At 74.9% G+C, this 13,221-nt stretch carries 13 protein-coding genes; 5 read left to right on the forward strand and 8 right to left on the reverse strand.

What is annotated here, in order from left to right; translation table 11 throughout:
* Nucleotides 1-103 precede the first annotated feature (103 nt).
* The 5 genes from CLV92_RS06685 to CLV92_RS06705 all read right to left on the reverse strand — a co-directional run bounded on the left by CLV92_RS06685 (nucleotide 104) and on the right by CLV92_RS06705 (nucleotide 4,931).
* Complete coding sequence (locus CLV92_RS06685) at nucleotides 104-1,150, reverse strand: ATP-binding protein (protein WP_104432051.1); 1,047 nt, start codon at nucleotides 1,148-1,150, stop codon at nucleotides 104-106.
* 71 nt (nucleotides 1,151-1,221) lie between these two features.
* Nucleotides 1,222-2,229, reverse strand: a complete 1,008-nt coding sequence (locus CLV92_RS20925) for an HD domain-containing protein (protein WP_146099439.1) — start codon at nucleotides 2,227-2,229, stop codon at nucleotides 1,222-1,224.
* A 53-nt stretch (nucleotides 2,230-2,282) separates the two neighbouring features.
* Nucleotides 2,283-3,506, reverse strand: a complete 1,224-nt coding sequence (locus CLV92_RS06695) for a low temperature requirement protein A (protein ID WP_104432266.1) — start codon at nucleotides 3,504-3,506, stop codon at nucleotides 2,283-2,285.
* Nucleotides 3,507-3,517: 11 nt separating this feature from the next.
* The gene (locus CLV92_RS06700) at nucleotides 3,518-4,456 is read right to left on the reverse strand and encodes an alpha/beta hydrolase (RefSeq protein ID WP_104432052.1); all 939 of its coding nucleotides are present in this window, start codon (nucleotides 4,454-4,456) and stop codon (nucleotides 3,518-3,520) included.
* Nucleotides 4,457-4,634: 178 nt separating this feature from the next.
* Entirely contained in the window at nucleotides 4,635-4,931 is a 297-nt protein-coding gene (locus tag CLV92_RS06705) for a hypothetical protein (RefSeq protein WP_104432053.1), read from the reverse strand.
* 204 nt (nucleotides 4,932-5,135) lie between these two features.
* Between CLV92_RS06705 and CLV92_RS06710 the strand changes: the two genes are divergently transcribed.
* The gene (locus tag CLV92_RS06710; protein ID WP_104432054.1) at nucleotides 5,136-5,498 is read left to right on the forward strand and encodes a hypothetical protein; all 363 of its coding nucleotides are present in this window, start codon (nucleotides 5,136-5,138) and stop codon (nucleotides 5,496-5,498) included.
* A gap of 50 nt (nucleotides 5,499-5,548) precedes the next feature.
* Here the strand turns inward: CLV92_RS06710 and CLV92_RS06715 are convergent, their stop codons facing one another.
* From CLV92_RS06715 to CLV92_RS06725, 3 genes are read right to left on the reverse strand one after another with little or no spacing between them, the layout of a single operon-like run.
* Nucleotides 5,549-6,460 carry a sugar phosphate isomerase/epimerase family protein gene (locus CLV92_RS06715; protein ID WP_104432055.1) on the reverse strand — a complete coding sequence of 304 codons (912 nt, stop codon included), beginning with the start codon at nucleotides 6,458-6,460 and terminating at the stop codon, nucleotides 5,549-5,551.
* Nucleotides 6,457-7,632 (reverse strand): dihydrodipicolinate synthase family protein, encoded by a 1,176-nt coding sequence (locus CLV92_RS06720; RefSeq protein WP_104432056.1) that lies wholly within the window; start codon nucleotides 7,630-7,632, stop codon nucleotides 6,457-6,459. The genes CLV92_RS06715 and CLV92_RS06720 overlap by 4 nt, the downstream gene beginning before the upstream one ends.
* Nucleotides 7,629-8,777 carry a Gfo/Idh/MocA family protein gene (locus tag CLV92_RS06725; protein WP_104432267.1) on the reverse strand — a complete coding sequence of 383 codons (1,149 nt, stop codon included), beginning with the start codon at nucleotides 8,775-8,777 and terminating at the stop codon, nucleotides 7,629-7,631. Before CLV92_RS06725 ends, CLV92_RS06720 begins: the two co-directional genes overlap by 4 nt.
* A 231-nt stretch (nucleotides 8,778-9,008) precedes the next feature.
* Between CLV92_RS06725 and CLV92_RS06730 the strand changes: the two genes are divergently transcribed.
* From CLV92_RS06730 to CLV92_RS06745, 4 genes are all read left to right on the forward strand, one after another.
* Nucleotides 9,009-10,049 (forward strand): LacI family DNA-binding transcriptional regulator, encoded by a 1,041-nt coding sequence (locus CLV92_RS06730; RefSeq protein ID WP_104432057.1) that lies wholly within the window; start codon nucleotides 9,009-9,011, stop codon nucleotides 10,047-10,049.
* Nucleotides 10,050-10,216: 167 nt separating this feature from the next.
* Nucleotides 10,217-11,272 (forward strand): efflux RND transporter periplasmic adaptor subunit, encoded by a 1,056-nt coding sequence (locus tag CLV92_RS06735; RefSeq protein WP_104432058.1) that lies wholly within the window; start codon nucleotides 10,217-10,219, stop codon nucleotides 11,270-11,272.
* Nucleotides 11,269-11,994 (forward strand): ABC transporter ATP-binding protein, encoded by a 726-nt coding sequence (locus CLV92_RS06740; protein WP_104432059.1) that lies wholly within the window; start codon nucleotides 11,269-11,271, stop codon nucleotides 11,992-11,994. Before CLV92_RS06735 ends, CLV92_RS06740 begins: the two co-directional genes overlap by 4 nt.
* Nucleotides 11,991-13,202, forward strand: a complete 1,212-nt coding sequence (locus CLV92_RS06745) for an ABC transporter permease (RefSeq protein ID WP_104432060.1) — start codon at nucleotides 11,991-11,993, stop codon at nucleotides 13,200-13,202. The genes CLV92_RS06740 and CLV92_RS06745 overlap by 4 nt, the downstream gene beginning before the upstream one ends.
* The last annotated feature ends 19 nt before the right edge of the window (nucleotides 13,203-13,221 follow it).

Raw genomic sequence — 13,221 nt, forward strand, 5'->3', positions numbered from 1 at the left:
GTGCGGGTCGTCGTCCACCTCCCCAGACAAGCACGGAACGCGCACCGCTGCAGGCGCAGCGCGGCCGGGGACCGGCGGCCGGCCCGGGACGTGCCGGCGCGGGTCAGGCGAGGTCGGCGAGGTCTGCCAGATCGGCCAGATCGGCCAGATCGGCGGAGAAGTCGCCGAGGTCCGGGTCGACCGCCATGGCGTGCGGCTCGAACCACACCACCTTGCCGGGCCCCTCCCCCGCGGGCAGCGCCTCCACGCCCCACGCGGTGGACACCGACTGCACCAGCCGCAGTCCCCGCCCCGTGGTGGCGGCCAGGCCGAAGGAGCGCTCCTGGAGGGCCACGGGGGAGGTGTCGGCCACCTCGACGCGCACCCCGCCCCCCGCCAGCGACCGGACGAGGACCCGCAGCGGGGTGCGGGCGTGCAGCACGGCGTTCGTCACGAGCTCGGAGACGCCGAGCTCGGCGGAGTCCTCCAGCTCCTCCGCACCCAGCTCGCGCAGCACCCGGCGCACGTGGCGGCGGGCCGCCCCGGCGGCGTCGGCCACCGGCTCCAGCAGGAGCGGGTCCCCCACCGCGGGCGCGCCGTCCACCGGCGCGGGACGTCCGTCCCCGACGGTCGGGGCCGGGACCGCGACGTCGGCCGCGGGCGGCCCCGTGTCGTCGCAGGCGGCGGAACCGCGGGCCGTGGACGGCGCCTGCGCCCACGGCGTCGGCTCGGCTCCGCCCAGCTGCCGGACGAACTCGCCGAAGATCCACGAGCGGTAGTCCACGAGGTCGTCCGGGAGCGGCAGCGTCAGGAGGTGCTCGTCGGCGCGGCAGAAGCCGTCCGCCTCCACCAGCGCCTCGTGCAGCCGCGCCACGAACGCCTCGGCGCCGCGGGGAGCGCTGAAGGGGACGTCCAGGAACTCCCGCCCCGCGGCGAGCGCCGCCTCCATGGCCGCGGCGGGCTGGGCGCGGAAGGGGGCGTAGGCGGTGTCGAGCTCCGCGGCGAGGTCGAGCAACCGCCGCGGGAGGGAGTCCTGGAGGTCCTGCCCGGCGCCGATCTGGACGAGCGCCAGCTCCCGCAGGAGGCCCTCCATGTGCCGCACGAAGCGGGCGCGCAGCCGCAGCGGCACGCCGAGGAGGCGGACCTCGACCAGCCCGGCAGCACCGCTCACCCGTTCACGCTCTCACACGTCCGGCGACCACGACGGGGGACGATTCGCCGGCCACCCCGTGCCCGGACGGCTCAGCGGCATCCGCACACCGCGGTCAGGGCCTCGCGGACGTCGGTGACGACCGCCGCCCGTCCGGCGTCGCCGTCGTCGTCGCGCAGCAGCGCCGACACACCGGCGCGCGGCTCCAGCAGCACCACCGGCAGCCCGGTCCGCTCCGTGGCCGAGGCCAGCTCCGCCGCGCCCTCCGGGCTGAGCGACTCCAGCAGCGCCAGGTCGCAGACCACGGAGTGCGGGCGGTCCTCCACCGCCCGCTCCAGGGCCTCGTGCGCGGTCTCCACCCCCTCCGCGGAGGTCATCCGCCCGTCGAGGCGCACGAGCTTCGCGCAGGCGAGGTCCACGGTGCTGGCGGCCAGCGGCGCCGGGGCCGGCCTGCTGCGCGCCACCCGGCGCAGCGTTCGCACCACCGCGGCGAAGAGGTCGACGCGGGCCTCCAGCCGGGACCGCGCCACGATGCTGCCCGCGCCGTGGCGCCGCACGATCTCCCGCAACCGGGGGCCCGGCTCGACGGTCTCCCCGCGCGGGCCGGTGGTGATGTCGGAGTACGTCAGGGCGTCGGCGACGGCACCGCCCGGCAGGGCGAACTGCGCCAGCTCCGCCGCCAGGCCCCGGTGGCGGGCCTCCACGGCGGCGCCGCTGTGGTGGGCGACGAGGGCCGCGAGCTCGGGATGGCCCTGCCGCAGCAGGTACCGGGCGCCGTCGAGGGGGTGGAAGCCCGAGTCCACGACCTCCGGCGCGTAGCCGATGTCGTGCAGGTAGGCGGCGGCGACGAGCAGCTGCTGCTCCGGGCGGGGCAGGCCCACGGACGCCCACCAGGCGTGCACCGCGGTCTCCTGGGTGTGCCGCCAGCGGTCGGGCAGGTCGGCCAGGAGCCGCCCGGCCTCGCTCGCCGCCCACAGGACGAGGTCGGGCTGCCGGCGACCGGAGCGCCCGGGCGCGGGCCCGCCGAGGTCCCGGGGAGTCGTGAGCGCGCGCGGGGGGATCCGCCGGGCCGCCGGGTGGATGCGAGGGGACTCGCTCATGGACGCATCATGGGTCCTGCGCCCGGCGCCCGCGAGGAACCGGGGCCCCGGGTTCAGTGCGCGGGGGCGGAGTGCGCGCCGCGCACGCGGGCGCGGGCGTCGCCGAAGCGCACGACCTCGTACGTCACGAGCGCCACCAGCACGACCGCGACGAGCACCAGCGACGCCAGCGCCGGCAGGAACCAGGCGGCGGGCAGCAGCAGGAGCAGGAGCGCCGCTGCCGCGCTGCGGTGCGGGTTCCACGTGCGGATGTTGCGGCGCCGGAAGGCCACGTGGGCCAGCAGGTGGAGGGCCACGCCGCCGTAGAGCGCGATCAGCGGGAGTCCGGTCAGCGCATCGGCGAGCGTGTGGTGCTCCGAGTCGGAGACGTACTGGAGCACCTTCTTCATCCCCAGCGCGATGAAGATGACCGAGACCACCATGGGGAAGTGCAGGTAGGTGTAGGAGTCGCGCGCCAGCCGGCTGCGGGCCTCCCCCTGCGCCGAGGCCAGGACGCCCTCCGCGACGTGGGCGACGACGTCGAAGTAGAGCCACCACAGGCACACCGCGACGGCCACCCCGGCGAGCGAGGCGGCCAGCACCGCGGGCGTCAGCGGCCTCCCGGTCACCCCGACGCCGATGGCCATCAGCGACTCCCCGAGGGCGACGATGAGGATGAGGCCGTGGCGCTCCGCGAAGTGGACCGGGCTCGGCAGGCGCCACCCGGACGTCCCGGCGACCCAGATCCCGCCGTAGTCGACGAGCAGCGCGAGCGCCCACAGCGGCAGCTGGAAGGGCGGGCCGGCCAGGGCCCCGGCCACGAGGAGGGCGACGGCCGCCGCGACGGGACCGGCCGTCACGAGCACCTGCCGGCGGAGGCCGCGGTCGCCCCCCGCGGCGACGAGGTAGCAGCCCAGGTGCAGGAAGCGCACGGCGCCGTAGCCGAGGGCGAACACCACGGGTGCCGGAACGCCGCCCGGCATGTCGGAGAAGGACTCCGGGATGCTCAGCGCCACGACGAACATGACGCCCATGGCCGCGATCATCGTCAGGCGCACGGCTCCCTCGTCGGCGTGCGCCTGGTTGCCCAGCCACGAGTACGAGCTCCACGCCCACCACAGCAGCGCCAGCAGGACCAGACCGCGCAGCGCCCCGACCGGCGACAGGTCCGCCGCCATCAGCGCCGTCACCTGGGTGAAGCCGAACACGAACACGAGGTCGAAGAAGAGCTCGAGGGTGGTCACCCGGTGGGACTCGTCGGCCCCCCGGACGCGGCGCCAGAGCGGGACGCCGGGCACGGCTGCGGTCCTCACAGGTGCTCCCCCATCCACTCCGCGACCCGGCGCACCGCCGGGTCGACGTACTGCGCCTGGTCGTAGAGGTCGATGTGGTTCGTGGTGTCGAGCCACACCAGTTCCCTCGGCCCCGTCAGGCGGGCGTGGATCGCCTCCGCCGCAGCCGGCGAGCAGTACTCGTCGCGGCGGCCGTGGACGACGAGCGCCGGGGTGGGACCGAGGAAGTCCGCGCCGACGGCCGCGTCGAAGGTCAGCAGCTCGCGGATCGAGAGGCGGGTCACCCGGTTCTCCCAGCCGGGGCTGGCCGAGCGGGCGGTGCCGTAGTAGGCGAACGGCTCGGCGCCGCCCATGGCGGCCTCACCGCCGGGCTCCCCGGAGACCGCGGGCAGGTAGTCGACGCGGCCCGTCGTGAACTGCTCCTGTTTGGCCGCGGCGAACGACGCCATCATGCCGCGGTACTGCTGCGCCCCCATCCCCTCCTGCATCGCGCGCGGGTCGTTGAACGCCGCGGCGACGACGGCGAGGGCGCGGATGCGCGGGTCGAAGGCGCTGTGGCGCAGGGCGTAGCCGCCACCGAGGCAGATGCCCACGCACCCGATCCGGTCGGGATCCACCAGCTCGTGCGCCGCGAGCCAGCTCGTCGCGGCGCGCAGGTCCGCGAGCTTGCCGGCGCTGTCCTCGTGCTGGCGCGGCTCGCCCTCGCTGGCACCGAAGTTGCGGTGGTCGAACGCCAGGGTGACGAAACCCGCGGCCGCGAGGCCCTGCGCGTAGTGGCCGGTGACCTGTTCCTTGACGCCGGTGAAGGGCCCGGTCAGCACGATCGCGGGCGCCGGGGCGGCGGTCTCGGCGGGAACCCGCAGCACCCCCGCCAGGCGCAGGCCGCCGGCGGGAACGGAGACGTCGCGGGCCTCGACGGCGAACCGCCCGCCCCGGGTCTCGACACTGCTCGTCACGGGGCGCCACCTCTTCCCGCCCCCGCACAGGCGGGAGCCCCGCCGGGCAGGGCGCCCGGGCCGGGAGGGACCCTACCGCCGCTCCAGGCCGTTCCGGGGCCGTTCCGGGAAACGTCCACAGCGATGTGATCATCGCCTGCACCACGCGATCCATCTCCGGCGATCCGCGGAACGGACCCTAGGAGAAGCCGGGGCCGCCTCCGATGGCGAACCACGCTGCGTGCGAGAGCAGCACTGCCCCGACCCCCCACCAGCGCCGGTGGGGAAGCAGCAGCGCCCAGAGTCCCACCTCGATCGCAACGGTCACGGGGATGGCCGCGAACCAGCCTCCCGGAGGCACCGGAGAGTGGTTGAGGTCAGCGAACAGCCCGGCGAGGAGGAGGTTCATGCTGATGAACCCGCTGACCGCCGCGATGGCGCTCGCCCCGATCCGGCGGAGAACCGGCATGAACTCGACCTCGCCCTCGGCGATCACCTGCGACCAGCCTCACACACGCCAGGGGCTGGGCAAGCCTGCCGTACGGGTGAGACGACTCGATCGGCCGAGCGTGCGCCGACTGCGCCGGACGGGTCGCCGGCCGCAGGGGACCGTGGCTGAAGGGCCCGGCTGCGGCACCCTGGTGCTCCCGCTCCCGCGGGCGGCGGTCCAGCGGAGAGCGGTTCGAAGGAGGCAAGGTCCGTGCGCTACTGGGAACGGCCGTACCTCGACGGCTACCGCCACCCGGCGCGGGCGTTGGTCCTGCTCGTCACCGTGCTGCACGCGACGGGGATCCTCGTCGGTGGAAGCGTGTGGTCCACCGTGGCGTTCATGCTGGCGCTGTTCGGGCTGCCGGTGCGGGGCTGGAAGCTGCGCATGGCGGGTGCGCTGCTCCTCGTCCTGCTGACGCAGAACTGGCCGTACAAGACGGACGTCTTCACCGACACGCCCGAGCGGGACGCGCTGAACCTCGTCTTCGACCGCACCGTCACGGCCGGCGCGCTGCTGGCGGAGGCGGTGCAGGTGGCCTTCCGCCTGCTGAGCGAGCGCCGGACCACCCGGTGACGCACGGCGCCCCGGTCCCTCGCGGGAACCGGGGCGCCGCGGGCCGGGGCTCAGCCCACCAGCACGTGCTCCACGTAGCGGCGCAGCACCGTGGCGACGACCTCGTCTGGGTCGGCCGCCCACACGTCGGCGTGGAAGATCTCCGTCTCGACGTCCCCGCGGTAACCGGCGGCGTGCACCGCCCGGGAGATGGCGGGGAAGTCGATGTGGCCGTCGCCCATCATCCCGCGCGCCAGCAGCGTGTCCGCCGGCAGCGGAGTGATCCAGTCGCACACCTGGTAGCTGGCGATGCGCTCGCCCGCGCGGGCGATCTGCCGCTCCAGCTCCGGGTCCCAGAACACGTGGAACGTGTCGACGACGACGCCCACCTGCTCGACGGGGAACTGCTCCGCCACGTCGAGAGCCTGCCCGAGGGTGGACAGCACCGCGCGGTCGGCGACGTACATGGGGTGCAGGGGCTCCAGGGCCAGGCGCACTCCCCGCTCCCCCGCGTAGGGGGCGAGCTCACCCACGGCGTCGACGACGCGCCGGCGGGCGGCGGGGAGGTCCCTGGAGCCGGCGGGCAGGCCGCCGACGACCATCACGAGGCAGTCGGCGCCCAGCGCGGCCGCCTCGTCGATGGCGAGGCGGTTGTCGTGCAGCGCGGCGGCGCGCCCGTCGGCGTCGTCGGCGGTGAGGAAGCCGCCGCGGCACAGCGACGACACGCGCAGGCCGGCGCCGCGCACCAGGCGCACGGCCGCGTCCAGGCCGACCTCGTGCAGCCGGTCCCGCCAGACGCCGATCGCGGGGACGCCGGCGCGGGCGCAGACCTCCACCGCCTCGGCGAGGCCGATGTGCTTCGTGGTGGCCTGGTTCAGCGAGAACCGCGCCAGGCGGGGGTCACCCGGGCGGGGCGTCTCCAGGGCCGCGAGGCGCCCGGACGGGACGTCGACGGCGGCGGCCCGGGTCTCCACGGCGGTCATGCGCCGAACCCGTGGACGTCGAGGTAGCAGCGCATCCGGGCGGCGGCCAGGTCCGGGTCGGCGAGCAGGCCCGCCTCGTCGGCCAGGCGGAACGTCTCCGCCTGGTGCACGGCGCTGCGGGCGCTGTGCAGGCCGCCGACCATCGCGTGGCCGGGCTGGAAGCCGTTGAGCCACGCCAGGAACGCGATGCCCGCCTTGTAGTGGTAGGTCGGCGCGGCGAACACGTGCCGGGCCAGTTCCAGCGTCGGCTTGAGGGCAGCCTCGTAGCCGGCGACGTCGTCGCGGTCGAGCGCCTGCAGGGCGGTGGAGGCGGCGGGGGCGATGGCGGCGAAGATGCCGAGCAGTGCGTCGGAGTCGTGCTCGCCGTCGCCGAGGATCAGCTCGGGGTAGTTGAAGTCGTCACCGGTGTAGACGCGCACGCCCTCGGGCAGGCGACGGCGCAGCCCGGCCTCGTGCTGGGCGTCGAGCAGCGACACCTTCACGCCGTCGACCTTGGCGGCGTGGTCCCGCACCAGCTGCAGGAACGAGGCGGTCGCGGAGTCCACGTCCTCGTAGCCCCAGTAGCCCGTCAGCGCCGGGTCGAACATGGGGCCGAGCCAGTGCAGGATCACCTTTCCCGAGGCCTGCTGCAGCAGGGCGGAGTAGACCTCGTGGTACTCCTCCGCGCTGCGGGCCGTGGCGGCGAGCTGGCGGCTGGCCATGAGGATGACCTGGGCGCCGCTGCCCTCCACGACGGCGAGCTGCTCCTCGTAGGCGGCGCGGACCCGGGGCAGCGTCGCCGCACCGGGAGGCATGTGGTCGGTCCCGGCCCCGGCGGCGATCCGCCCGCCGACGGCCCTGGCCTCGGCGGCGCTGCGCCGGATGAGCTCCTGGGCGGCCGCCCAGTCCAGGCCCATGCCGCGCTGCGCGGTGTCCATGGCCTCGGCGACCCCGAGCCCCCAGGACCACAGGTGGCGGCGGAAGGCGAGGGTGGAGTCCCAGTCGACGTCCGCCGGGGCCCCGGGCACGTTGTCGGCACCGGCGCGGGGCACGACGTGGGCGGCGGCGAAGGCGCGGCGGCTGCGGACCTCGCCGGTGGGCCGCTCCCACGCCCCGGGGGCGCGCAGCGCGTGCTCGCGCAGTTCGACGCTGCCGTCGGGCAGCGGGACGGGCAGGCGGACCACGGCGCTCACAGCGCGATCTCCGGGACCTCGAGGCGGCGGCCCTGCGCGGAGGAGGCCAGGCCGGTCTCGGCCAGGCGCACGCCGCGGGCGCCGGCGAGGAAGTCGTAGGGGTGGGGGGCGTCCTCCACGACGTGGCGGACGAACTGCTCCCACTGGACCTTGAAGCCGTTGTCGAAGACGGCGTTGTCCGGGACCTCGAGCCAGTCGCCGCGGTAGCGGTGCTGCTCGGGCAGGTCGGGGTTCCACACGGCCTTGGGCGTGGCGCTGCGCGGCTGGACGCGGCAGCCCCACAGCCCGGCGACGGCGCTGCCGTGGGTGCCGTCGACCTGGAACTCGACGAGCTCGTCGCGGTCCACGCGCACCGCCCAGGAGGAGTTCAGCTGGGCGACGATGCCGCCCTCGAGCTCGAAGATGGCGTAGGCGGCGTCGTCCGCGGTGGCCTTGTACGCCTCGCCGGCCTCGTCGTAGCGGACGGGGACGTGGGTGACCGCGCGGGCGGTGACGGCCTCGACGGGGGCGATGATCTGCTCCAGGACGTAGTTCCAGTGGCAGAACATGTCCGCGACGATGCCGCCGCCGTCCTCGGCGCGGTAGTTCCAGCTGGGGCGCTGGGCGGGCTGCCAGTCCCCCTCGAACACCCAGTAGCCGAACTCCCCGCGCACGGACAGGATCTGGCCGAAGAACCCGGAGTCGACGAGGCGCTTGAGCTTGACGAGGCCGGGCAGGAACAGCTTGTCGTGGACGACGCCGTTCTTGACGCCGGCGGCCGTGGCGAGACGCGCGAGCTCGACGGCCTCCTCCAGGGTCTCGGCCGTGGGCTTCTCGGTGTAGACGTGCTTGCCGGCGGCGATGGCGCGGGTGATGGACTCCCGGCGCACGGACGTCAGCTGCGCGTCGAAGTAGACCGGGTAGGCGTCGTCGCCGAGGACGGACTCGAGGTCGGTCGTGTAGTTGCTCAGCCCGTGCCGGGCGGCGATGTCGGCGAGCTTGGCCTCGTTGCGGCCGACGAGCACCGGCTCGAGCTGGACCCGGGTGCCGTCGGACAGCTCGACGCCGCCCTGCTCCCGGATGGCGAGCACCGAGCGGACGAGGTGCTGGCGGTAGCCCATCCTCCCGGTGACCCCGTTCATGACGATCCCGAGCTGGCGCGTCATCGCGACCTCCGTCTGCGGCTGGTGCGGCACGGCGTCGTGCGGCACGTTGGAAAGCGTTTGCCCACCACGGTAGTTCGCGGGCCGTCGTCTGCGCAAGGACTTGGACACCGCTTTCCAAGCGGAGTGGGCTCGCTCTCACCGATGGGCGGGAAAGCGTCGTCCACGAGGACCGTGGCAGCATGAGCCCGCACGTCCACCCGGACGCGCGCCCCGCTCCCGTGTGAGGACCCGATGACGACCTCGAGGCCGGTGACCCTCGCCGACGTGGCGCGCCAGGCGGGCGTGTCGCTGGCCACCGCCTCGCGGGCCCTCAACGGCAGCGCCCGCGTCGTTCGGCCGGACCTGGCCGAGCGGGTCTGCGCCGCCGCCGCCGAGCTCGGCTACGTGCCCGACCCGGTGGCGCAGTCCCTGGCGCGCAAGTCGTCCAACCTCGTCGGCCTGATCGTCCACGACATCGCCGACCCGTTCTTCAGCTCCATCGCCGCAGGCGCCATGCGCGTGGCCGACGAGATGGACATGGTCCTGACCCTCGGCGCCACCGGCCGCGACCCGCGCCGGGAGATCGCGCTGGTCACCACCATGAAGCTGCAGCGCGCCCGGGCCCTCGTCCTCGTCGGCAGCCGCCTCACGGACGACCCCGAGGCCGAGCAGCGCCTCGCCACCGAGCTGGAGGCGTTCGCCGCCAACGGCGGGCGGGTCTGCTCCGTGCGCCAGCCCGGCCTGCCCGGCGACGTCCTGCAGCCCGACAACCGCGGCGGCGCGCGCGAGCTGGCGGCGGCGCTGGCGGGGCTCGGCCACCGCCACGTCGCGGTGATCGCCGGCCCCGAGGGCGTCGCCACGTCCGAGGACCGCCTCGCGGGCTTCCGCGAGGGCCTGGCCGCCGCCGGGGTGGACCCCGGCTCCATCCGCGTGCACCGCGGCCGCTTCGACCGCGACGGCGGGTACGCGGCGGGCGCGGAACTGGCGGCCGACCTCAGCCCCACCACGTGCGTCTTCGCCCTCAGCGACGTCATGGCCATGGGGGCCGTGGCGGCCCTGCGCGAGCGCGGCGTCTCCGTGCCGGACGACGTCTCCGTCGCCGGCTTCGACGACATCCCCACCCTGCGCGACACCGTCCCCGCACTGTCCACGGTGCGGATCCCGCTGGAGTCGATCGGCGAGCGCGCCGCCCGGATGGCGCTGGAGAACCCCGCCCCCGAGGAACCGCGGCACGTCGTCATCCCCGCCGAGGTCGTGCTGCGGGCCAGCACCGCTCCCCCGCGCGCCGGCTGACCCGACCCACCCGCGCCCGGCCACGCGGTTGCGGACGGTGACCAGCCGGGCGGTGACGAGTTCGTGAAGGGCGCCCCGGCCCCGAGGAGCCCGCTGCTAGCTTGCAGGCTCCTCTCCACCGCCGGGGCCAGCGCACGGCGCCGCCCGGGCACGATCGAAGGTGAACCGTGGGCACCGTCCGCACCATCGTCTTCCCCGTCCTGCGACTGCTGCTCCTGTCGGTCATCGCCGTCTGCCTGGTCTACCTCGCCTTCTTCCGCGGCGCGGCGGACGCGGCCAGCGACCCGGCGGTCCCCTCGGTGAACCTCGCCGCCCCCGAGGCGACCGTCACGCGCGCCGACGTCGTCAACACCGTGACCCTCTCGGGCTCCATCACCGAGGACGCGGCCACCACCGTGAAGTCCACCGCGGCGGGCACCGTCGGGAAGCTGCGGGTGGCCGTCGGGGACCCCGTGGCCGAGGGCGACCCGCTCTTCACGGTGGTCGTGCCCGTGGAGGAGGACCCCGCCGCCGTGCCCGTCGCTCCGGACCCCGCCGCGCCGCCGGCCCCCGCGCCGAAGCCGAAGACGAAGACGGTGACCGTCAAGGCGACCGTGCCCGGCGTCGTCGAGACCCTGGACGTGCTGCCGCAGCAGAACGTGGAGGTCGGCGGTGAGGTCGCCACCATCAGCCCCGGAACCCTGCGGGCGAGCGCCGCGCTGACGCAGGCGGACCAGTTCCGCCTGCTGGAGCCGCCGACCTTCGCGGAGGTGACGGTCCCCGGCGGTCCGGGATCCTTCGCCTGCACCGACCTGCGCACCGGGCGCCCGGAGGGCACCGGCTCGCAGGACTCGATGACCGGCGGGTACTCCGACCCCTACGCCGACCCCTCGGCCAGCCCCACCGGCGCGAGCCTCACCTGCCTCGTCCCCGAGGGCGTCCAGGTCTTCGCCGGCGCCACGGCGACCATCGAGGTCACCGCCGGGGAGGCCCGCGGCGTGCTCGTCGCACCCGTCACCGCCGTGAAGGGGACGGTCGGCACCGGCAGCGTCTGGGTCCTCCACGACACGGCACCCGAGGGCGTGGAGACGCCGGTGACCCTCGGCCTCACCGACGGCGAGAACGTCGAGATCCGCTCCGGCCTGGAGGAGGGCGCCCGCATCCTGCAGTTCGTGCCGACCTCCGACGAGATCCTGCAGGACCCCTCGATGATGGACCCGGGGATGATGGGCTACGGCGGATGAGCCTGCTGCGCCTCGACGACGTCAGCCGCTCCGTCCCCCTCCCGGACGGCACGGTCCTGCACATCCTCACCGGCGTGAACCTCCACGTCGCCGCCGGCGAGCACATCGCGGTGGTGGGGCGATCCGGCTCGGGCAAGTCGACGCTGCTCAACCTCATGGGCCTGCTCGACTCCCCCACCACCGGCACCTACCTCCTCGACGGCCAGCCCGTCGAGGGCCTCGGGCAGCGGCGGCTGTCCCGCCTGCGCGGGGCCACGTTCGGGTTCGTGTTCCAGCAGTTCAACCTCCTCCCCGGGCGCACCGCCACCGAGAACGTCGCCTCGCCGCTGCTGTACGGCTCGGCGCGGGAGTTCTGGAACCGCAAGCGCATCGCGCAGGACATGCTGGAGCGGGTGGGTCTCGGCCACCGCCTGGACACGATGCCGGAGAAGCTCTCCGGCGGGGAGCAGCAGCGCGTCGCCCTGGCCCGCAGCCTCGTGCGCCGGCCGCGGGTGCTGCTCGCCGACGAACCCACCGGCGCCCTCGACGTCGACACCGGGACCGCCGTGATGGACGTGCTGGAGGAACTGGTGCGCGAGGACGGCACCACCCTCGTCACGATCACGCACGACCTGTCCGTGGCTGCCCGCGCCGACCGGCAGTTCCGGCTCGACCACGGCGTCCTCACCCAGGTCGGCGCCACGCAGGTTCCCGCCCTCACCGCGTCGAGGGGTGGCGCGTGACCAGCGTCGTCGCCGCCCTCACCGAGGCGTGGAGCGAGATCCGCGTCCACAAGGTCCGGGTCGTGCTGGCGCTCGTCGGGGTGTTCCTCGCCGTGTTCGCCATGACGACCATCACCGCGGTCGGCAACATGGGCCGGCAGATGCTCGGGGAGTCCTTCGAGCGCAGCGCGGGCCGCCCCGCGACGCTGCGCCTGGACCTGCACCCCAACGGGATGCCGTCGAAGGAGTCGACGGCCCGCGCCGAGCGGGCGGTCGCTGCGGCGATCGACCGCTACGACGTCAGGTGGCACACGACGAACGGGCAGGCGCAGTTCCCGTTCCGCTTCCCCGACGGGGCGGCGATGGTCGACACCACCATCGTCGACCCCTCCTACGGCACGATCCACCGCACGCTGCCCACCGCGGGGCGCTGGTTCACCCCCGCCGACGCGGAGGGTTTCGCACCGCGGCTCGTCGTGAACGCCGCCATGGCCGAGCGCCTGGGCGGGTTCGACCCGGCGCGCCCGATGACCGTGGTGCTGGGCGGGGACACCCCCGTGCGCGCCACCGTCATCGGCGTGGCGGAGACGCCGTGGGGCGGGCAGATGCCGGCGGCGTTCATGCTGGCCGACGCCGCCGAGCGCTGGAGCCCGCTCGACCCGCAGTTCAGCGGCACCCCCGCCACGGAGCTGTGGGTGCCGAGCCACGACGCGGAGGCCCTGAGCGCGAGCCTGCAGCAGGAGCTGAGCGCGGCCCTGCCGGGTTTCAGCGTCGGCGTCGGTCGCTCCGATGGCGGCGACGATCTGGGGATCCTGGACGCGGTGCTCGACTACGGCGTGCGGGGCGTGGGGATCTTCGCCCTGGTGCTGGGCGGCATCGGCGTGCTCAACGTGGGCCTCGTGACGGTGCGCCAGCGCATCCGGGAGATCGGTGTGCGACGCAGCTTCGGGGCGACGTCGACGCGCGTGTTCGTCGCGGTGCTGCTGGAGAGCGTCTGCGCCACCGCCGCGGCGGGGGCGCTCGCCGTGGCGCTGTCGGTGGCTCTCGTCGAGAACTTCCCGCTCGAGATGGTCCTGCCGCCGGGGCTGACGCTGACCGACGTCCCGCGCTTCCCGTTCAGCGCCGCGCTGGAGGGCTTCCTCGCCGCCACGGCGATCGGCGCGCTGGCCGGGGTGGTCCCCGCCGCCATGGCGGTGCGGGCCAAGGTCATCGACGCGATCCGGTACTGAGGCCGCCCGCGGGCCGGTT

The sequence above is a fragment of the Kineococcus xinjiangensis genome (assembly GCF_002934625.1).
Taxonomy (GTDB): Bacteria; Actinomycetota; Actinomycetes; order Actinomycetales; family Kineococcaceae; genus Kineococcus_A; species Kineococcus_A xinjiangensis.

Coding starts and splice junctions, on each gene's coding strand:
- CLV92_RS06730 (WP_104432057.1), top strand. CDS start 9,009: ATGACGACCTCGAGGCCGGTGACCCTCGCCGACGTGGCGCGCCAGGCG.
- CLV92_RS06740 (WP_104432059.1), top strand. CDS start 11,269: ATGAGCCTGCTGCGCCTCGACGACGTCAGCCGCTCCGTCCCCCTCCCG.
- CLV92_RS20925 (WP_146099439.1), bottom strand. CDS start 2,229: ATGAGCGAGTCCCCTCGCATCCACCCGGCGGCCCGGCGGATCCCCCCG.
- CLV92_RS06715 (WP_104432055.1), bottom strand. CDS start 6,460: ATGACCGCCGTGGAGACCCGGGCCGCCGCCGTCGACGTCCCGTCCGGG.
- CLV92_RS06725 (WP_104432267.1), bottom strand. CDS start 8,777: ATGACGCGCCAGCTCGGGATCGTCATGAACGGGGTCACCGGGAGGATG.